This is a genomic window from Cupriavidus sp. 2SB, assembly GCF_005503625.1.
GTDB lineage: Bacteria > Pseudomonadota > Gammaproteobacteria > Burkholderiales > Burkholderiaceae > Cupriavidus.
Genome location: NZ_SCMX01000018.1, coordinates 1 through 20,157 on the forward strand (window position 1 = coordinate 1; position 20,157 = coordinate 20,157).

General features: G+C 63.5%; 15 protein-coding genes. 9 read left to right on the forward strand and 6 right to left on the reverse strand.

What is annotated here, in order from left to right; translation table 11 throughout:
* Positions 1–5 precede the first annotated feature (5 nt).
* Positions 6–4,139 carry a chemotaxis protein CheB gene (locus FFS21_RS10835; RefSeq protein WP_137924845.1) on the reverse strand — a complete coding sequence of 1,378 codons (4,134 nt, stop codon included), beginning with the start codon at positions 4,137–4,139 and terminating at the stop codon, positions 6–8.
* 336 nt (positions 4,140–4,475) lie between these two features.
* On the opposite strand from FFS21_RS10835, the gene FFS21_RS10840 reads away from it, so the two are divergent.
* The 4 genes from FFS21_RS10840 (at position 4,476) to FFS21_RS10855 (ending at position 7,562) form a co-directional block, all read left to right on the forward strand.
* Positions 4,476–4,940 carry a hemerythrin domain-containing protein gene (locus FFS21_RS10840; protein WP_137924846.1) on the forward strand — a complete coding sequence of 155 codons (465 nt, stop codon included), beginning with the start codon at positions 4,476–4,478 and terminating at the stop codon, positions 4,938–4,940.
* Positions 4,941–5,143: 203 nt separating this feature from the next.
* Positions 5,144–5,488: an HdeA/HdeB family chaperone gene (locus FFS21_RS10845; RefSeq protein WP_160472644.1), complete on the forward strand. Its 345-nt coding sequence runs from the start codon at positions 5,144–5,146 to the stop codon at positions 5,486–5,488.
* 126 nt (positions 5,489–5,614) lie between these two features.
* Positions 5,615–6,523: an AraC family transcriptional regulator gene (locus tag FFS21_RS10850; RefSeq protein ID WP_137924848.1), complete on the forward strand. Its 909-nt coding sequence runs from the start codon at positions 5,615–5,617 to the stop codon at positions 6,521–6,523.
* A gap of 148 nt (positions 6,524–6,671) precedes the next feature.
* Positions 6,672–7,562, forward strand: a complete 891-nt coding sequence (locus FFS21_RS10855; RefSeq protein ID WP_137924849.1) for a sensor histidine kinase — start codon at positions 6,672–6,674, stop codon at positions 7,560–7,562.
* A gap of 17 nt (positions 7,563–7,579) precedes the next feature.
* Here FFS21_RS10855 and FFS21_RS10860 read toward each other — a convergent pair whose 3' ends face one another.
* Both FFS21_RS10860 and FFS21_RS10865 read right to left on the reverse strand, forming a co-directional pair.
* Positions 7,580–8,101 (reverse strand): DsbA family protein, encoded by a 522-nt coding sequence (locus FFS21_RS10860; RefSeq protein WP_137924850.1) that lies wholly within the window; start codon positions 8,099–8,101, stop codon positions 7,580–7,582.
* On the reverse strand, positions 8,098–8,604 hold the full coding sequence (locus FFS21_RS10865; RefSeq protein ID WP_212745232.1) for a redoxin domain-containing protein: 507 nt from the start codon (positions 8,602–8,604) through the stop codon (positions 8,098–8,100). The genes FFS21_RS10860 and FFS21_RS10865 overlap by 4 nt, the downstream gene beginning before the upstream one ends.
* A gap of 285 nt (positions 8,605–8,889) precedes the next feature.
* On the opposite strand from FFS21_RS10865, the gene FFS21_RS10870 reads away from it, so the two are divergent.
* The 3 genes from FFS21_RS10870 to FFS21_RS10880 all read left to right on the forward strand — a co-directional run bounded on the left by FFS21_RS10870 (position 8,890) and on the right by FFS21_RS10880 (position 12,829).
* Complete coding sequence (locus FFS21_RS10870; RefSeq protein ID WP_137924852.1) at positions 8,890–10,473, forward strand: sensor histidine kinase; 1,584 nt, start codon at positions 8,890–8,892, stop codon at positions 10,471–10,473.
* A gap of 116 nt (positions 10,474–10,589) precedes the next feature.
* On the forward strand, positions 10,590–11,810 hold the full coding sequence (locus tag FFS21_RS10875) for a cupin domain-containing protein (protein WP_137924853.1): 1,221 nt from the start codon (positions 10,590–10,592) through the stop codon (positions 11,808–11,810).
* Between the two features lie 197 nt (positions 11,811–12,007).
* Positions 12,008–12,829: an alpha/beta fold hydrolase gene (locus FFS21_RS10880; protein WP_137924854.1), complete on the forward strand. Its 822-nt coding sequence runs from the start codon at positions 12,008–12,010 to the stop codon at positions 12,827–12,829.
* A gap of 77 nt (positions 12,830–12,906) precedes the next feature.
* Here FFS21_RS10880 and FFS21_RS10885 read toward each other — a convergent pair whose 3' ends face one another.
* From FFS21_RS10885 to FFS21_RS10895, 3 genes are all read right to left on the reverse strand, one after another.
* Complete coding sequence (locus FFS21_RS10885; RefSeq protein WP_137924855.1) at positions 12,907–13,551, reverse strand: response regulator transcription factor; 645 nt, start codon at positions 13,549–13,551, stop codon at positions 12,907–12,909.
* 37 nt (positions 13,552–13,588) lie between these two features.
* Positions 13,589–14,281, reverse strand: a complete 693-nt coding sequence (locus tag FFS21_RS10890) for a response regulator transcription factor (RefSeq protein ID WP_349304713.1) — start codon at positions 14,279–14,281, stop codon at positions 13,589–13,591.
* A 148-nt stretch (positions 14,282–14,429) separates the two neighbouring features.
* A complete protein-coding gene (locus tag FFS21_RS10895; protein ID WP_137924856.1) occupies positions 14,430–18,281 on the reverse strand; it encodes an ATP-binding protein in 3,852 nt (1,283 codons plus the stop codon).
* 191 nt (positions 18,282–18,472) lie between these two features.
* Between FFS21_RS10895 and FFS21_RS10900 the strand changes: the two genes are divergently transcribed.
* Positions 18,473–18,847, forward strand: coding sequence for a response regulator transcription factor (locus tag FFS21_RS10900; protein ID WP_171020376.1), 375 nt, complete (start codon positions 18,473–18,475; stop codon positions 18,845–18,847).
* 36 nt (positions 18,848–18,883) lie between these two features.
* On the forward strand, positions 18,884–20,068 hold the full coding sequence (locus FFS21_RS10905) for an MFS transporter (protein ID WP_137924858.1): 1,185 nt from the start codon (positions 18,884–18,886) through the stop codon (positions 20,066–20,068).
* The last annotated feature ends 89 nt before the right edge of the window (positions 20,069–20,157 follow it).

Below are 20,157 nucleotides of genomic sequence, written 5' to 3' on the forward strand. Positions count from 1 at the left end.
CCAGCTCATCGCGACTTCCCTGCCCCCCGCCGCCGGACGATGACTTCGGCAAGTGCCTGCAGGTTGAACGGCTTGGCCAGGCAGGCATCGCAGCCTGCCTCCCGCGCCAGGGGTTCTTCCTGCGGCACGGGTCGGCCGGTGACCGCAACCATCGGAATGTCAGCACAACGGGGGAGCCGTCGCAATTGCCTGACAAGCGAATAGCCGTCCATGTCGGGCAGATCCACGTCCGTGACCACCAGATCGAAAACCGATTCGTTCGCGATTTTCTCCGCCTGGGTGGCGTTGGGCACACCCGTGACGCGCGCTTCGTACAGCGCAAACAGGTCCGACATCGCCTGCAACGAGTCCTCGTGATCCTCCACCAGCAAGACACGCAGGTTGGCGAACAGGGAAAGGTCGGCCGGCCTGTCGCCTGCCTGGCGATGCGCAAAGGACGCGTCCGTAGGCAGCCATACCGCGAAGCGCGTCCCCTGCCCTCTGCCATCCGAGAATACCTCGGCGCGTCCGCCATGCAGTTCCGCAAGCTGACGTACCAGCGACAGGCCAATGCCGAGACCATGGGTCCGCGCACGTGAGGTCACGTCGCGCGCCTGCTGGAACATGTCGAAGACGGTGCCGAGCGATTCACTGGCGATACCCACGCCGGTATCGATAACCTCCAGGCTGATCGCCACGGCCGTACGCTGCAGCCGGATGACCACCTTGCCGCCAGCCGGCGTGAACTTCAACGCATTGGTGACCAGGTTCCACGTGATCTGTTCGAGCCGGACGCGGTCGCCGTGGATGATGAATGGCTCGGGTGGTGCATCGACTTCCAGTACGATGCCCGCCCGGGTGAAATCCACCTGCACGGCTTCCACGATGGCCTGCACGACGCCTCGCATATCGATGGGTGCAAAGCGCAGCGTGAGCTTGCCGGTCTGGATGCGCGAGAAATCCAGCAGGTCGTCGATGATCTGCGCCTGGGTCAGCACGGATTTCTGGATCGAGTCCGACACCTCCTGCACACGCCGGATATGCTGCGCCTCCGGAATGCGGGCCAGCATTTCCGCCTTCATATGAATCAGGTTCAGCGGGTTCTTGAGTTCGTGCGACAGGATCGCGATGAACTCGTCCTTCAGGCGACTGAGCTTGCGAACTTCGGAGTGGTCGGCGCGCTCCTGCGCCAGCACCATGTCCTTCTGCCCTTCCATCAGCTTGCGCCGGGTGGCGTCGTGGACGATCTTCGTGAAACCGGAGAAGCCCGGTACGTCGATGCGGCTTAGGAAGCCGCTGCAGAACACCGGCTCGCCACTCTTGGTGGCGTGCCAGCGTTCGTCTTCGGCGCGCCCGTTGGTCCGCGCCTTGTTCCGTTCGTGCAACGGCATGTCCGCCGCGACATCCTCGGCCGTGAAGATGGCATCGAGCGGCTTGCCCAGCATCTCTTCGGAGCGGAACCCGAAGATGCGCGTGGCACCCACGTTCCAGCTCACGATCATGCCCTGATCGTCCAGCAGGATGATGGCGAAGTCGTGCGTCTCCTGCGCGGCCAGCTTCAATTTTTCCTCACTGACGCGCGCGGCATTCTGCGCGGCCTTCTGCTCGGAAATGTCGATCAGCGCCAGCACCGCGCCGTCGATGCGGTCGTCATCGGTGCGGTACGGAATGACGCGGGCGAGGAAGGTCCGGCCATCCTTGCTGCGCACTTCCTTCTCGGCTTTCTTGAGGGATTCGAACGCGGCCCGCAGGTCCTCGACCATGTCGGGGTAATCGAGCCGGTGCGTCAGATGCTGCAGCGGCCGGCCACGGTCTCCGGGCAGGATGTTGAACAGCGTCTCCGCCGGCGACGTATAGCGCTTGATGTTGAGCGTACGGTCGACGAACACCGTTGCCACGCCCACTAGTGCAATCAGGTTCTGCAAGTCGTCGCTGACGCGGGCGGCTTCCTGCACCTTGGCGAGCAACTCGGAGTTGACGGTCACAAGCTCCTCGTTGAGCGATTGCAGTTCCTCGCGGCTCGCTTCCAGTTCCTCGGTGGCGGAGCGCAACTCCTCGTTCATCGCCTGCAGCTCTTCGTTCGACGCGCGGAGCTCTTCCGTGGAGTTCTGCACATCCTCCAGCGACGTGCGCAGGCGAGCCTCGCTGCCATCGAGTGCCTGCCGCAGGGTATCCATGGTCTCCTCGCCTGCTGGGTCCTCGGCCGCCGATTCGCCCTCGGGCAGCGGCGTCAGGATGTCGCAGGTAATCGAGATCAGGTCTTCGTCCCGCGCCCGATCGCGGTAGACGCGGAATGACAGGTCGACCATCGCCTCGCCGGACGCCGTGGCCATGGGCACAGCGCTCTCGTCGCGCCGCCCCCGCACGCCGGTGCAATGCCGGATGGCCGCGCGGATTCGGGCGTGCGCATCTTCCCGGATGATGTCGAAGAGGTTAACCGCCCGCGCATGCTGCGGATCGGCCGTCAGCCGGATGGCATTGGCCGACCGGTGAACGATGGTGCCGTCCGTGTGGATCACGATGATGGGTGGCCCGAACAGTTCCAGCGATCGCGCCTGGCCCGGCGGCGTGGCAGCCATCTGTTTCACATCGATTGGCATGGAGAAATACGTTTGGCCGCCCCCGGAATAGGTATGCGCCTGCAGGCTGGCATACGTGGCCAGCCCCGAGCTCACCGCGCCGGGTTGCGCCCGATAGATGCGCTTGTGCTTGAGCACTGGGGTGAAAAGCTCCTGGGCGAAATCCGCGGATTCCGCCGTGCCGAGGAACAGCAGGCCGTTGGGCCGCAGCGAAAAATGAAACGCCTCCAGGACCTGGGTCTGCGCGCGGCGGTCCAGGTAGATCAGCAGATTGCGGCACGACACGAGATCGACGCGCGAGAAAGGGGGATCGTGCAGCAGGTTGTGCGCCGCGAAAATCACCGTGTCGCGCAGCGACTTCACCAGGCGATAGCGGTCGCCTTCCTTGTTGAAATACTGTGCCAGCCGCGCCTCCGGAATGTCGTTGGCAATCGCGGCCGGATAGCTGGCGGCGCGTGCGATGGCGATGGCATGCTCGTCCACATCGCTGGCATAGACCGTGATGCGCGGCCGATGGGGCAGGCGTCGTGCGAATTCGTCCAGGATGATGGCGACGGAGAAGGCCTCCTCCCCGGTGGCGCAGGCGGGCACCCAGGCGCGTATCTCTTCCCGGTCGTGGAGCCTGCGCAGCAGCTCCTTGCGCAGGGTGTCCTCCAGCGCGTCGAAGGCTTCCGCATCTCGGAAGAAGTTCGTCACCCCAATCAGCAAGTCGGCCAGCAGCTTCGAGGTTTCCTCGGGCATCGCGACGAGGTACTGCCGATACTCCTGCACCGTCTGCTGCCCGTTGACCTGCATGCGGCGCTCAATCCGCCGCAGGATCGTCCCGCGCTTGTAGTTCGAGAAATCGTGACGGGTGCGCGACCGCAGCGTATCGAGGATGTCGTCCACCGCCTTGTCCGACGAGGGCGACAACTGGGACTCTTCGGTGTCGTCGTCCGCAGCGTCGGACGGCGAAGGCAAATCGATGGCGGCGGCATTTCTCGCCAGTTCCAGCAGGCGCGGCACGATCTCCATGACCGGCAACACCAGATCCACATCCCCCGTGGCGATGGCATTGCGCGGCATTTCAGCGTACTCGGCTTCGGCGGGGTCCTGGGCGATGGTGATGCCGCCCCGCTCGCGCACCCGCGCGATGCCAACGGACCCATCGGCGCCGGAGCCGGACAGCAGGACGGCTACCGCTCGGTCCCCATGGGCATCGGCCAGGCTCCGAAAGAACACGTCGATGCTGGTGGGCGGCAGACGTGGCGGTTCGGGATCGGTCAGGCGCAGATACCCGTCCACCATCGAGAGCAGCTTGCCAGGGGGAATGACGTAGACGTTTTCCTTTTCCAGCGGCACCGAATGGGCCACCTGACGCACGCGCAGATTGGTGACGTTCTGGATGACGTCGTGCGCGTGGCTCGTGTGATCCGGCGACAGATGCAACACCACCACGAACGCCGCGCCCGTGGACGAGGGCGTGGACTCGAACAGTTGCAGAAGCGCCGGCACGCCCCCAGCGGAGGCGCCAATCCCGACCACCGGAAAGTCAGGGCCGGAATGTTTGCGACCGATTGCGCTGCTGCTGGCTATTGCCATGATGTCTCCGAGCCCTCTGCGGCGCAGTACGGCGCCGCGCGATACGTTCTGCTGCCTGATTGGCGATGACGAGAGACATTCCCTCCGGAAGCACGGAGCGCCACCACGCCAAACGCCAGGATGCGCGGCGGATTCTAGCCTATTCCAGATCACATGCGGGCGTGGGTATGCCGCGAACCGGACGGGCAGCACCCGTCCGCCATGCCCTCATGCTCCGCCTTTTTCGCGCCATTGGCAAAGGTATGGAATTTGCGTCGCTCGCATGCCTTCGATCCCCATCCCATGGCGGACACGGCAAGCAGCGTACTTGATGCAAATTCCCCACGGAGAACCGACATGGACAAGTCAAAAGTACCAGTCGAACAACGCCAGGCCATCGGCCTGCTGATGGACGACCATCGCGCCGTCAAGAAACTGTTCAAGCAGTTCGAAGCGGCATCCGGCCTGGCCGAGAAGCGATCCATCGCCCAGGAAACCTGCCAGCAACTGACAGTCCACGCGCAGATCGAGGAGGAGATTTTCTATCCCGCCCTGCGCGGCGCCTCAGACAAGCTCGACGACATGCTCGATGAAGCCAAGGTCGAACATGGCGTTGCCAAGGACCTGATCGCCGCCATCGAGCAGGATGACGCGGAGATGCTGGAGGCCAACTACAAGGTGTTGACGGAATACGTGGGACACCATGTGGAAGAAGAGGAAGGCGAACTCTTTCCTGCGGTGATCAAGGCAAAGATCGACTTGCGCGACGTTGCCACGCAGCTTGAATCCCGCAAGATGGAGTTGCTTGGGCAGCCGGCCTGATGGTTGGTGTGTGCGGTGGCCCTGGGAGTCTGATTTCAACTCCCAGGGCCGGCCCCAAGACGCCCCACCGTCTACACCCTTGCCATTCCGTCTTTCCGGAATCGATAGTGCATCCTTGAAAGGGCCTCTCAAAGAACTTCCCTACCATCGCTCTCGACCGTGATGACCCTGTCATGGCAATCACACACCAATCTGGAGCGATCATGAAACTGTCCACCCTTTCCGTAGCGCTGGCATTCCTCGCCGTACCCCTGATCTCCTCCGCAGCCACTAGCGATGCAAAGACCGACGCAAAAACCGTGAAGCCGTTCAAGATGTCCTGCGAGGACTTCCTGTCGGTGAGCGAAGCCTACAAGCCGGCAGTTGTCTACTGGGTAGCCAGTGTCGACAAGCACGGCGTTCGCGAGAACGACGAGATCGTGGTGGATGAACCGCAGATCGTGGACAAGCTCGTAGACGAGTGCAAGAAGACGCCGAAGCAGAACTTCGCCAGCAAGGTGAAGTCGTGGGTCAAGCAACGCGTCCTGTGGGTCGAGAGCAAGGTCTGACAGGCACCGGGGGCGATGTCCGCCGCCCCCGATCGTGGCAGCCGCGCGCTTCTGTGCTTAAATGCCGGCTGTTAGCGCCCGACTGCCACGCCCCTGTTTCTCCCAGCGTCGGGCCTCGATATCATCATGGCCGACACCGACACCACCTGGCAATACTCCGAGCACATGCACGCCGACGTCACGCAGACGATCGTCAGCCGTGCCCTGCCGTACTCGCCAGTCGGTATCACCCGCGTCAACACCAACCGGCGCCACTCCGGCTTGACGGACCCGTACGAACGGGAATCCGCTTACCTCGTCATTCTTCAACTGCAGCCGTTCGGAGAGCAGGAACTGTGGCTCGCGGGCAAACCCGCGCCGCACGTACCTTATGGCGCGGGCTGGCTGGCCATCTACGACCTTGAGCGCAACTGGTCGGCCAACCTGATCGGCGAGTATGACTGCATGCAGTTCTATATCCCACAGGCCGCACTGACCGAAACCGCCAAGGATCTGGGTATCCGCGCCGTGCAACACCTGCATTGCCCGCCGCATCTTGCCGTGGCCGACCCCGTGGTCCACCACCTGAGCCTGGCGCTGCTTCCCGCGCTGGCGCATCCCGAACACGCCTCGGCGTTGTTCGTCGACCACATGGCGCTGGCGCTGCGCGCTCATCTTGTGCAGCACTACAGCGGCGTGCAGGTGCCATCGCGCCGCGTGCAGGCCGGGCTGGCCCCGTGGCAGGAGGAACGCGCCAAGGCACTGATCATGGCGCACCTCGACGGTGAAGTCCTGCTGGAAACCCTGGCGGAAGCCTGCGGCGTCTCGCGTGCGCACTTCGCCAAAGCCTTTCGTACGAGCGTGGGCATGCCCCCGCATCGCTGGATGGTGTTGCAGCGGATCGAACGCGCGCAGCACTACCTGCACCACACCCAATTGCCGCTTGGCGAAATCGCCCAACTGTGCGGCTTTGCCGATCAGAGCCATTTCACACGGACCTTCGGCCGGGTGGTCGGTGCCAATCCGCGCGAATGGCGCCGACAGAAGCGACATTGACGCGAGATTGACCCGTCAATGGCACCTCGCGTGCGGCACATTGCGGGGACCAAGCACACGTTTGTACAAAAGCGGCACAGCGGTTCTATCCACTGGCGGCATCCGCTCGTAAAGTCCAGCATGCCACTGGATTCAAAGGACTTGCCGCATGATCGCCGCCGAACACTCTTACCCCGCCGCGCGCCGTGATGCCCCTTCGCCCACCTCGGAGGCGGTTCAACTGGTGCGCGACATGGCGCAGGCATTCGAGCAGCGCATCCTGGCGGCCGAAGCCGCATCCTGTGGCAATGCTGACGCCCTGCATACCATGCGGCATTGGGAATCCCACCTCGTCCACCTGTCGCGCGTGTCCACGCTCGGCACGCTGGCCGCATCCATCGCCCATGAAATCCGCCAGCCGCTGACCACGATCCAGGTGGAAACGTATGCGATCCAGCGCTGGATGCACCGCGAGATCCCGAATCTGGCGGAGATCGACGAAGGGGTGCGCCGTATCCAGGGAGAGTCCGAACGCGCCGAACGCGTGATCCGCAGCCTGCGCGCACTGATGCGTTGCGAACCCGCTTCCAGCCAGCCGTTTGCCATCGGCTCGGCCATTGCCGATGTCCTGCCCCTGATCGAAGCCGCGCTCCAGGAAGCCAATATCGCCGCCGAGATCGACATCGAGGCCGGCTTGCCCCTGATCCAGGGAGATCGTGTCCAGATCCAGCAAGTCGTGCTGAACCTGCTGCTCAATGCCATGGATGCCGTGCGCCATTGCCCGCAAGGCACGGCCGCACTGCGGCTGTCGGCGCGGCGGCATGGCGTCTGCCAGGTGGTCATCGCGATCACCGACAACGGCAAAGGCATCGTGCCGGCGGATCTGGAACGCGTCTTCACGCCCTTCTTCAGTACGCGGGCGGACGGCATGGGAGTGGGACTGGCCATCTGCCGGCTGATCGCGGAGGCCCACGGCGGCAACATCCATGCAACGAGCCAGCCCGGCCACACCACGATCACGATGCATCTGCCTGCCATCCGCGAAGCGGCAAATAGCTGACAGATGCTTCTCTTTGCCTATCGCAGCAACCGCTTCATCGCGTTCAGCAGCGATGCGGTGTCCGGTTCCCCGTCATATCGTGTGCCATTCAGGAACAGCGTAGGGGTGCCATTGACGCCGCTGTGCATGCCGCCACGGAAATCGGCTTCCACCTTGCTCTCGAAGTCGCCGGCGAATGCCCGCTGCGTCAGGGCGTCGGGCACGCCCAGGTCGCGCGCATAGCGCAGCAGATCCTCGTCTTCCAGTGCGGACTGGTTCTCGTAGAGCCGGTCGTGCATCGCCCAGAACTTGCCAGCCTGCCCCGCCGCCTCGCTCACCAGCGCCGCGGCACCGGCATGCGGATGCATGTCCACAAGCGGAAAATGCCGGAAGACTACCGCCAGGCGGGGCCCTAGCGCCTGCTGCAGATTCTTGATGACGAGATACATGCGCCCGCAGTACGGGCATTCGAAATCGCCATACTCGACCATGACGATGGGCGCATCCGCTGCACCCTGGATGTGGTCGGCGGGACCGACGGGAACCGTGAGGCGGGTCATGACAACTCCTTGTCCAGTGTCTGCGTATCCGATTGCAATTGACCGAGGGCGGCGAGCACCCCATCGACGCCGGGATTGATTGCCAGCGGCGACACATAGCTCCAGCGAATTGCACCGTCGCCATCGATCACGAACAGCGCGCGCTCCGATGTGCCATCCGCTTCGCGATAGACGCCATATGCACGCGCCACGCCGCCTTTCGGCTCGAAGTCGGCCAGCAGCGGGAAGTGCAGTTTCTTCTGGTCGGCAAAAGCGACGTGACTCCATACGCTGTCTACCGAGATACCGAGCAGCACGGCGCCATGGGACGCGATCTCGTGGCGAGCCGCATTGAAGAGGCTCATTTCATCGCCACAGACCGGACTCCAGTCCGCCGGATAGAAAGCGATCACGACGGGGCGGCCCCGCAGCTCATGCAGCGACACCGTCTGGTCGGGCGTGGCATGCAGGCGGAAATCGGGCGCCTGCTCCCCTTGCTTGAGACATGCGGCTGGTAGCGCCATGGGAAGCTCCTTCATGAGGCGGTGCGAGTGGAATGACGACGCGTGGCGTGTGTCGCGCAATGCCGCGTCCGTCGCCTCATTGTTATCGACCCGCCGAAGCCGGGTTGGCTCGTCCGCCCGACGGTTTTCGTATGCGAACGACTTCGCGCCGTGTGTGGCAGCGTGCCACTACGACAAAGGTCGTAGTCCCATAGGCCCAAGCTCGCAGGTATAGTTGCGGGTCCCGTTGTCGTTCCCTCGTGTAGCCCCCGTCGTGTAGTCCCCTTACACCCTGTCAGCCCGAAGATGGAAAATCTGGATCTGGAGGCGACCATCGCCTGGACCCATGCAATTGGGTCCAACCTGAACGTGGAAGGGGTCGTGCGATCCTTTCTGCTGGCCGCCATGCAACGGTTTCGGGCACGGCAAGTGGGCATGTTCTTCTGCGACCCCGTTGGCGGACATTTCCTGCCGGAAGCCCGCATCTTGTCGGCAAACGGACAGGAGCGGCTCCCCATTGGGGCCGACCGCCTCCCGCTGGCCTTGGCAAGCGACGTCCTCCAGACCACGCAAGGCTCGTCGCAGGTGGCTGTTCCCACCGATCCCTCGCTGGTTTGCCTGCCTGCCGAAACCGCCGGCAATGTCGTGGCGGTTGTGTTTGTCGATCGACCCAACGCACTGACACCGGCGGAGCAAGCCGAATTCCGTTTCCTCGCCTCGCTCGCTGCCACGTCGCTGCACAATGCCCGGGTCCACGAGGCGGCAGCGCGGCAATCGCATGTCCGCGAGGTGCTCAACACCAACATTCTCGGCATCGTCGTCTGGGAGCGCGGCGGCAGGATTCTGGAAGCCAACGAAGCCTTCATGAAGATCGTCGGCTATGCCGGCCATGAGAGTTCGTTGCCGGCTTCGCTGGATGCCTTGACGCCCGACGAATGGAAGCCGGTCATTCGCAATCGGGAAGCGCAGTTCAGCGGTGGTGGCGTGCTTCCCCCCCTGGAACGCGAGTTCTTCCGCCGCGATGGCAGCCGCGCGCCGGTGCTGGTGACCGCCACGCGTCTCGATGAGGAATCGCTGCAACGCGTGACCTTCGTGCTGGACCTTTCGGAAAGAAGGCGAGCGGAAGAGGATCTTGAAAACGCCCGGGCCGAACTTGCCCACGTCTCCAAGGTCACCGCACTGACCGCGCTCGCAGGGTCGATCGCGCACGAGATCAACCAGCCGCTCATGGCCATCGTGGCGTATGGCAGCGCGGCCATCCGCTGGCTGAACAAGGAAACGCCCAATGTCGATGAAGCGCGCGACTCCATCGAGCGCCTGGTGCTGGAAGGCCACCGCGCCGGCGCCATCATCCTGGGCATCCTCTCCCTCTTGAAGAAGCACGCGGAGAGAACGGAGCCGCTGGACCTGAATGCCCTCGTGAAAACCACGGTCCAGATCTTCCAGCCCGATGCCGTGCGGTCGAAAGTCCGCATCCAGCTCGACCTCGCCGCACAGCTTCCGCAGATCGTCGGCGACAAGCTGCAGCTCCAGCAGTTGATCGGCAACCTGGTGGTGAATGGGCTGGAGGCCATGGCGGGCCTGACGCCCGACGCAAGGTTGCTTTCCATTTGCTCCGCGCAGCGGGGAGACTGGGTGGAGGTTTCCGTTCGCGATTCCGGCAAGGGGCTGGGCGCGGAAGCCACGGAGCGCATCTTCGAGCCGCTCTTCACCACCAAGGAGGAAGGACTCGGCATGGGGCTGAGCGTCTGCAAGCTGATTGTCGAGGCGCACGCCGGGCGACTGTGGGTCAGTCGCGACGAAGCCGGCCACACTGCTTTCCGGTTTGCCTTGCCGGTCATGTCGCCGCTGCATTTGCCCCCGATGACCGATACGGCATCGACGAAATAAGCGGGCATTCCCAAAGCCGCACCTGGCGTCATCGGCTCACGATGGATGCGATTCGAAACGAAACAGCAAGCCCCCGCCGTTCGATCGATCCCCTTCATCGATACAGGAGCCGCATCATGGCCAATAACGCCAGCAACGCCGATAACGCCAATAACGCCAGTAACGCCGAATACGCAGGTAACACCGACAACGCGATCGTCCAGCCCGTCCGGGGCACCCGAGGCGCCACCGATCCCGGCCCGCGCAATGTCGCACTGGATCTGCAGAACCCCGACATCCTCATGCCGCCGGACACCGACAACGGGTCCATCCCCAACCTGAAGTTCCCGTTTGCGATGGCCCACAACCGCCTGGAAGATGGCGGATGGGCGCGCGAAGTTACCGTGCGCGAACTGCCCATCGCCAAGTCGATGGCGGGCGTGAACATGCGCCTCGATGCCGGCGTGGTGCGCGAACTGCATTGGCACAAGGAAGCCGAGTGGGCCTACATCCTGCAAGGCAACGTGCGGCTCACCGTGGTGGACTCGGACTACAGCGTGGTGGTTGACGATCTGAAACCGGGCGACGTATGGCTCATTCCCACCGGCATCCCGCACTCGATCCAGGGACTGGAAGGCGGTTGCGAATTCCTGCTGGTGTTCGACGACGGCAACTTCTCGGAAAACGAGACGCTGCTGATCACCGAGTTCATGGCGCACACGCCGCCGAGCGTGCTGGCGAAGAACTTCGGCATCGATGCCGAGCACTTTGCCAACATTCCCAAATCCGAGAAGTACATCTTCCGCCAGCCAGTACCCGAGCCGCTCGACGTGGTGCTGCAGCAACTGCCCGACCGTCCGCCCGCGCTGGCCTACACGTGGCATGCATCGGAGCATGCCCCGGCGCACTACGAGGGCGGCTCCGTCAAGACCATCGATTCGCGCGATTTCCCCGCCACCACGCTGTCGGCGCTCATCATCGAACTGGAGCCGGGCGGCCTGCGAGAACTGCACTGGCACCCCGATGCCGACGAGTGGCAGTACTACCTCGAAGGCGAGGCCCGCATGACGGTGTTCGACGCCACGTCGAAAGCACGCACGTTCAACTTCCAGGCCGGCGATGTGGGCTTCGTGCCACGCACGATGGGGCACTACATCGAGAACATCGGCACCACGACGATGCGGGTGATCAACGTGTTCAACAGCAAGCATTGCACCGACATCTCGCTGAACCAGTGGATGGCGTTGACACCGCCTGCGCTGGTGCAGGGTCACCTTGACCTGGATGACGTGGCGATGGCCTCACTGCGACGCGATCGCCGGCCCGTGGTGCCGGGCACGCCGCCAGACAAGGACTGATCGCACCTCCACATCGCGTATCGAGCATGACCTGTCGATGAAACGTCCGCCCTGGTGGCGGACGTTTTGCTTCTGGAGCGTGCGCAACGAAAACCCGTTCCCGATGCCGGAAGCACGCCACCGATGGAATCCGTATTCTGGGGTCTATCACCACCGCACCACCACACCACCACACCACCATCACACAAGGACACATCATGAGCTACATCACCACGCAGGATGGCACCCGTCTCTTCTACAAGGACTGGGGCACTGGCCGCCCGGTTGTCTTCTCCCACGGCTGGCCGCTCGACGCCGACGCCTGGGACGCCCAGATGCTGTTCCTGGTGCAGAAGGGCTTCCGCGTCATCGCCCACGACCGTCGCGGCCACGGCCGTTCGGACCAGCCTGCGCAAGGCAACGACATGGATACCTACGCCGATGACCTGGCTGCCGTGTTGAATGCGCTCGACATCAAGGAGGCCACGCTGGTGGGCCACTCCACCGGCGGCGGCGAAGTGGCGCATTACATCGGTCGCCACGGCACCGCACGCGTGGCCAAGGCAGTGCTGATCGGCGCGGTGCCGCCGATCATGATCAAGACGGAAAAGAACCCGGGCGGCCTGCCGCTGGAAGTGTTCGATGGTATCCGCGCGGGCGTGGCCGGCAACCGTTCGCAGTTCTACAAGGAACTGGCGCTGCCGTTCTTCGGCTTCAACCGTCCGGGCGCAAAGGTCAGCCAGGGTACGATCGATACGTTCTGGGCACAGGGCATGCTGGGCGGCGTTCTGGCTCACTACCTGTGCGTGAAGGAATTCTCGGAAGTGGACTACACCGAGGACCTGAAGAAAATGACCATCCCCACGCTGATCCTGCATGGCGACGATGACCAGATCGTGCCGATCGACGATGCGGGCCGACTGTCGGTCAAGATCGCGCCCAATGCGACGCTAAAGGTCATTCCCGGTGCGCCGCATGGCATGTGCTTCACGCGTGCCGATGAAATCAATGCGGAGCTGCTGGCGTTCCTGAACGCTTGAGTATCGCCACGGCGGGAGATGCGGGCATCGTTGAAATGCCCGCATCTCCCGCGCTTGCGTTCTTACTGTTTGGCGCGTTACTTCGGTTCCACCGCGCACAGTCCAAGCTGCTGCGCCTGGAGCACGAGTTCCGCAAAATTCCTGGCGTTCATCTTCCTCATCACGTTGCCGCGATGAATCTTCACGGTGACTTCGCTGATGCCCAGTTCAGCGGCAATCTGCTTGTTGAGCAGACCGGTTGCCGCATAACCCAGCACCTGGCTCTCGCGCGCAGTCAGCGTCTTGTAGCATGCCGCGATCTGCAACTGCTTTTCCCGTCCGGCGCGGATCGTGCGATGCTTGTCCAGCGAGCCATTGATCGCATCCAGCAAGTCCTGGTCGCGAATCGGTTTCGGCAGGAAATCGTGCGCCCCCGCCTTCATCGCCGTAACGCTCATGGCGATGTCGCCAAAGCCGGTCATGAAGACGATCGGCGCATCGACATCGAGCGCCGCCAGCTTGGATTGCAGGTCCAGTCCGCTCTGCCCGCGCAACCGCACATCGAGCAGGATGCACGTGGGTACGTCCGGAAAGCGGAACGACAGCAACTCGGTTGCCGACTCGAACAGCGCCACTTCGAAGCCCACCGACCTGAGCAGGTTGTCCAGGCTCTTGCGAAGCGGCTCATCATCATCCACGACCAGTATCAGACCTGGACCCTGTTCCACTTCATCAAGTTTCATGTCACCCACCGTTGGCTCCGATTGGCTGGAGCATTGTTTAACTGCCGTTACCGCGCCGTGCCGCAAGGCCAAGTTCCCGGCCCATGATCACCAGATCGGCAAACGTCTGCGCCTGCATCTTCCGCATCGCCTCCCGGCGATGGATCTTCACGGTGGCGTCGCTGATGTTGAGCTGGTCCGCGATCTGCTTGTTGAGAAGCCCCCCAACGGCCAGTTGCATGACTTCTTTCTGCCTCTCGCTCATCGCTTCGAAGCGATCCTTCAGGGAGTGGCTGAGCGATTGCCCCAGCCGCCGTGAGCCGTCCACTTCCAGCGCGGCATTGACCGCATCGAGCAACTGCTGGTCCCGGAATGGCTTGGTGATGAAATCGACGGCGCCCGCCTTCATGGCCGCCACGGTCATCGGGACATCACCAAATCCAGTGATGAAGATGATGCCCGCGCTCTTGCCCTGGGCCTTCAGTTGCGTCTGCAAATCCAGGCCGCTGGTGCCCTTCAGACGGACGTCCAGGATGATGCAGGTCGGCACATCGGGCAGAGGAAATGCCAGCAACTGATCCGCCGACATGAATGTTCGGACATTCATATCCACCGAACGAAACAGGCTTGTCAGCGAGTCCCTCACGACCTCGTCATCGTCCACGACGACGACGAGCGCCTGCGCCCTGGTGTCGCGCGTGTCTGCGGCATTGTCCATCGCACTTCCCCCTGTCATGCCCATCATTGCCATCAGGCAGCGGCATGCACCGGACGGGACGACGACAATGCCCCATTCAGATGCCTGCCACTGCGGCGGGCCTTGCCGCCGTAGCTTTGCAACAGACTCCCGGTCTGTCTGGCGGCGAGACTACAGCACTTCCGGGCGGGCCGAAAGTTAGCTAAAAGTGGTATTGCTCCGGCGCGTTCCCGGCGGATGCCGCCGGGAGACAGACGAAGAAAACGCAACCTGTGCGGTCTCCCGCGTGTTGTTCCAGCCAGATCCGGCCACCATGCGCGTCGACAATCGAGCGGCATATCGACAACCCCATGCCCAGGCCCTCCGCGCGCGTGGTGAAGAACGCATCGAAGAGCCGATCGACCGCACTGTCCGGGATGCCGGGACCGCTGTCCTCGATGCGAATCAGCACGTCATTCTCCCCGGACCGGCTGGTTGCCAGCCGCAGGTTCCTGGAGCGCGTATGCGGCAGCGTGGCCATGGCCTGGATGGCATTGACCGCGAGGTTGATGATGACCTGCTGGAGCTGGATACGGTCGCCACGCACGGGCGGCACCGCATCCTCGCCGTGCACGGATATGTCCACGTGCTGGGCGTTGGCCTGAAACTGCACGAGCGTCACGGACTCCCGCACCAGTGCGTTCACGTCAAGCTCCGTGAACCGGCCCGTATCCTTCGTGGCCAGGTCGCGGACGCGCTGGATGATTTCCCCCGCCCGGACCCCCTCGTTGATGATCTTCCGGATGTTGGCGGTGACTTCCTCGACATTGGGCGGCTGGCGATCCAGCCACCTCAGCGACGCATCACCGTATGTCAGGATGCCCGCCAGCGGCTGCCCTACTTCATGCGCGATGGAAGCCGCCATCTCGCCCAGACTGGTCACCCGCGATACGTGTGCGAGTTCCACCTGCATTTTCTGCCGGTCTGCATTCTCTGCCAGCAGCCGGCTATAGAGCCTTCCGTTCTCGATCGCCATCGCGGCCTGCGCGGCCAGCATGGTCAGCAAGGCCGAGCGGCCCGGTGTGAACGCACCGGAGATCTGGTTGTTCTCCAGATAGAGCAGGCCAATCGGATTCGACTGTTTCTGAAGCAGGAGGCACGCGACGGACCGCACATTGCGGCGACGAATGTCATCGTCGTAGGAGAACACGGGATGATGGCGCGCATCATTGATGAAGAGATCGCTTCCATCGGCCAATGCGTACGCCAGTATCGCCCTGTTGTACGCCACGTCGTCGCTGGCCCGGGAGACAACGATCTCCTGCTCCCTGAGCCGCGCGGCGCCCACAGCCACAGTACGGCCGTCTTCCTGCAGCAGCAACACACCGCTCTCTGCGGCACCATGGCGCAACGTGTTCGTCAGCAACTGAGCGAACAGCCTTTCGAGATCGACCTCCCCGACCAGCGCCTGGCTGGCGTGGATGACCGCCTCGATATCCAGCATGGCCAGCGTTCCGTGAAGGTGCGTGCCTGTCGTCACGGCTTCCGGCCGCTGGCGCATCGCGCCCTGGCCCGCCCCCTCCTTCAGCCATGACTTGCGAAGGTAACGCACGACACCATCGGCACCCCACGTGCGATACACCTCGCACGCCTTCTCGACATACATGCCACCCACGCTGTCGAGACCACTATCGAAGCAGCATCTGGCGGCCAGGTTGTAGGCCAGGGCCTCGTCCTGCAGATGACCATCCAGCGCCGAGACACTTGCCGCCGCTTCATACAGCCGCAGCGCCCCCATTTGGCGACCCTGCCTGCGTTCGTGTTCCGCTTCGATCAGTCGCTGCTTGCCGCCGAAATTCCTCGGGGCGTGGGCGGCGTACTCGTCTACACGCGCACGATGCGCGTCGAATGCCGCGCATGCCAGCGTGCGCAACGACGCCTTGCCCGCCGCGCCGACGGAATCGGCGAGCGCTCCGGCGACGAGCGCGCCATAGACATGGAAGTCCACCACCTCGGGAAAATATGCGGCGGTCCATTCCAGCGGCGCCGCATGATTCCTGGCCTCCCAGGCGGCGTCGTAGTCGCCGGCCAGAAACTTGGCCTGGAGCTTTCTGACCCAGTAGCAGAACGCTGCCACGGACAGCGAGCGATCACCGGCGATGCGCTGCTCGAACTCGCGCCGGCGGGACTCGATCGGGATAATCTCTCCGAAATCCCGTCCGCGCCCGTTGAGCGTGTCGATGAAACCGCTTTGCGTCAGCAGGATGTCGACCACCCGACGCAGCCCGATCTCCCGCGCGAACGTAAGGCCCAAGTCGATCTCGCGGCGAATCTCGTGCAGCGGCACGCTGCTCGCCAGCATGTTCGACACGATCTGGTTGCGACTATAGGCCGCGAAGTTGACATCTCCCTCCCGCCTGCCTTCCTCATAGGCCGTGCTGACGTATTCCAGTCCCTCCGCGTAAGGACGCGTCCACGGCAACAGCAAGGCACCGAAGCACATGTTCACCTTGGGCCTGAACGGGCTGGACAACTCTCCGCGCGAGAGTTCCACTCCCGCCAGGCCAAGCTGGTAACCGGTCTCATACCGTCCCGTGCGCGGCCCCATGACCATGCCGAGGTGCACATAGGCGATGCACGACGATGGCGCGTTGCCACGCTCGATGCTGAGCATCGTCATCCAGGCGGGCACAAGATCGCGCAGATGCCGGCTCATGAAGGATGCTGGCGACATCAGTTCGGCCAGCACGCTCATGGCCGCACGGCAACCCTCGTCCTGCATCGCCGGCAAGGCCAGCAGCTTTCGTGTGCCATCGTGATCGAATCCCGAGATCAGCCGCGCGTAGAGGCTGTCGATCTGCGCGTCGATATCCGCGTCTGGCACCAGACCGAAGCGGGCAAGATAGGCCAGTCCAAGCGCAACCGCTTCGTTCGAGGCATCCAGCGCCGTATGCACCGCGATCTGCAACCGGACCACCTCGGCCAGGCGCACCAGATCGCTGCAGTGCGCGGCGAGGTCCTGGAGCCGTTGCCGCGCCGTATCGGCCTCACCCGTCCTGAAATCGCACTCCGCCAACCCCAGGTGAATCGCGAAGGCGGTCTCCGGGTCGCTGCTCAGGGAGAGCCCTGCGGAGAAGACGGTGCGCGCGGCCGAGTAAGCCGAGCGGTGCAGTGCATTCCGACCCAGCGCCAGGCAATCCTTTGCAGTCTGCGGACCGGTCTCGACCGCACGGGATGCGTGCAGGCGTTTGCTGGAGATACGTGCATGCGTGATCCATTCATCCAGGCAGCACTGGAGTTCGTCATGCAACGTCCGGGCATCCTGAAAGCGGTCGTCCGGTGTCTTGTTGAGCAGTTTCAACACGATGCCGGAGAGCCTTGGCGGGATTTCGGTGACATACCCCGCCGGATCTGGCGGACGCATCGCCAGATGCGCATGCAACCATTCGGCCGGCGTCGAGGCGTCGAACGGCAGCACGCCGGTGAGCAACTGGAAGAAGATGACACCCAGCGAATACAGATCCGCGCGCCCATCCACTTCGTGCGTGGTGCGCCCGGTCTGCTCCGGCGCCAGATAGGCCAGAGTGCCAACCATGTGCGCCATCTCGGTTGCGCTGTAGGGCTCGGACATGCGCTGCGCAATGCCGAAGCCGGTGATGTACGCCTGCCCGCCCTGCCTTACCAGCAGGTGGGAGGGCGTGATGTCCCGATGCAGGATGCCGGCGGCGTGCATCCGGTGAATGGCGGACGACAGCGATACCGCCAGGGGCAGGAACTCTTCGAGCGAAAGCTTCTGGCCCAGCTTCCGTTTCAGCGGATAGCCGCCGGGATCGCGCAGCAGCAATGCTGGCTGACCCGAGAAGCGGGTCAACGCGACGGGCACTGCCGCCCAGTCAGGCGACAGTTGGGAACGGAGCTGCAGTTCGCGTGCGAGCCGCCTCTCCTGTGCAAGCACAGGAAGCGCGGGATTCGCCACGGCGATCAGCAGCGCTTCGGCATCGTTGCCAAAGCCTCGCAACAACCAGCTCTCACCTTCGAGCAGATAACTGATCGTGTTGTCGTCCAGCGGGGTCATGAAATTGGCTTGGAAATCCGGACCTCATGGAGATTCGCAGGGTTGGCCAGGCGCCGGTTCGGCGCCGCAGTCCGTCGGGCGAGGTCAGGTCGGGGAACACCGGGTACCACGGATACATACCGCAGTATTATGGTCAGCGCTCCGCGGCTCGCCTACTATCTCATCGTGTTAGATCGCCCCGGAAACCATCCGTGAACCCCCGACCCGTGATTGCTGTGGTGGAAGACGACGATGCCGTACGGGACTCCCTCGCCAGCCTGATTCGCTCGCTGGACATGACACCTCGATCCTATGCGTCGGCACGAGACTTCCTGAATGAAGAAGGATGGGGTGGCACGGACTGCCTGCTGGCGGACATCAGGATGCCGGTGATGGACGGAATTGCCATGTACCAGGCGTTGCTGGCACGCGGCATCCGCCTGCCGGTCATTTTCATGTCGGCCTCGGCAAGCGAACGCACCCTTGCCGATGTCTTGGATCTTGGCGCGAGCGGTTTCATCAAGAAGTCGCGGCTCGGCGCCAGCTTGCTCCCGTGTGTCCGCAAGGCGCTTGGCCTCGGCACGTAACTGCCCTCCGCATTCCTTGCCACATTGTTGATCCCCATGCCTCCTCAGATTCGCGAGCGACTGGCGCTGTGTGCATGCGGCTTCTTCTCGGCTGCATCGGTGCGCGCCACCGACACCCTCATCCCCGTCTTCGCCCGGGAATTCGCCGTCAGCATCGGCACCGCCAGCACCCTGCTGACCGGATTCCTCCTGGCATATGGACTGATGCAATGGGTATTTGGCCCGCTCGCGCAGCACCACGGCACCGTTCGCGTCATGCTCTACGCGCTGGCGGGCAGCACCCTCATGAACCTCGGTGTCGCGCTGGCGGATTCCTACCACACCCTCCTCGTCTTCCGCACCCTGGCCGGGGCCAGTGCCGCCGGGATCGTACCACTGTGCCTGGCCCGCATTGCGGAAACCGTGCCGCTGGTGAACCGGCAAAGTGCCATCGCCCGCTTTTCGCTGGCAACCATTACCGGCTTGATGGCGGGCCAATGGATGGCGGGCCGCATGGCAGACACCGTCGGCTGGCGCGTCACGTTCGTCATCCTCTCCTGCGGCTTTCTGATTTCGCTGCTTGCCCTGCGCCGCCATTCGCCCACGCCACCGGCGATGCCGAAACAGCCGGGGACGATTACGCTGCGGTACGTGGTGACGGCCCTGCAGTCGCCCGGTGCGCTCTCCACGCTCGGTCTCACCACATTGCTGGCTTCGTTCGGATCGGGTGTGCTCTCGTTCGTCGTCGCAAGCTTGCGCCACACCACGCAAATGACGCTGTCCGATGCAGGACTGCTCACGGTGTGCATTGGCGCAGGCGGATTGCTGTACGCCGCATTCGCGCCGAAGATCCTCGAACGTACGCCATTGCCCAGGCTGGCGCTCTGCGCAGGCGTCCTGCTCTGCATGGCACTGACGTCGCTGGCGGTGGTGCGTGAGCCGTGGCAGGTTGCACTCGCCTGCCTGGCCGCAGGCCCGGGCTACTACGCCGCCCTGAACATCATGCAGACCGCAGCTACCGAGTTTGCGCCAGACTTGAAGCCCACCGCCGTGACGCTTTTTGCATCCTGCCTGTTCTGCACCCAGGCGCTGGCTGTCCTGGTGTGGGGACAGGTCGTCGACCGCCTTGGCTTTCCGGTGCTGTTCGTGATTGGCGGATGCGGCGCACTGCTGTTCGGCCTGCTCCTGCGAGGCTTTCTCACGACGGGATCGCCCTTGTCCGCCCGCGTTGCCCCGCGCTGAACTACCACTTTGGTCGTAGTGGACCCCGCCAATCTGGTGAGCCCACTACACCGCGATGCGAAAAGCCGTTCGAGAGAGTCCTCCAGGAG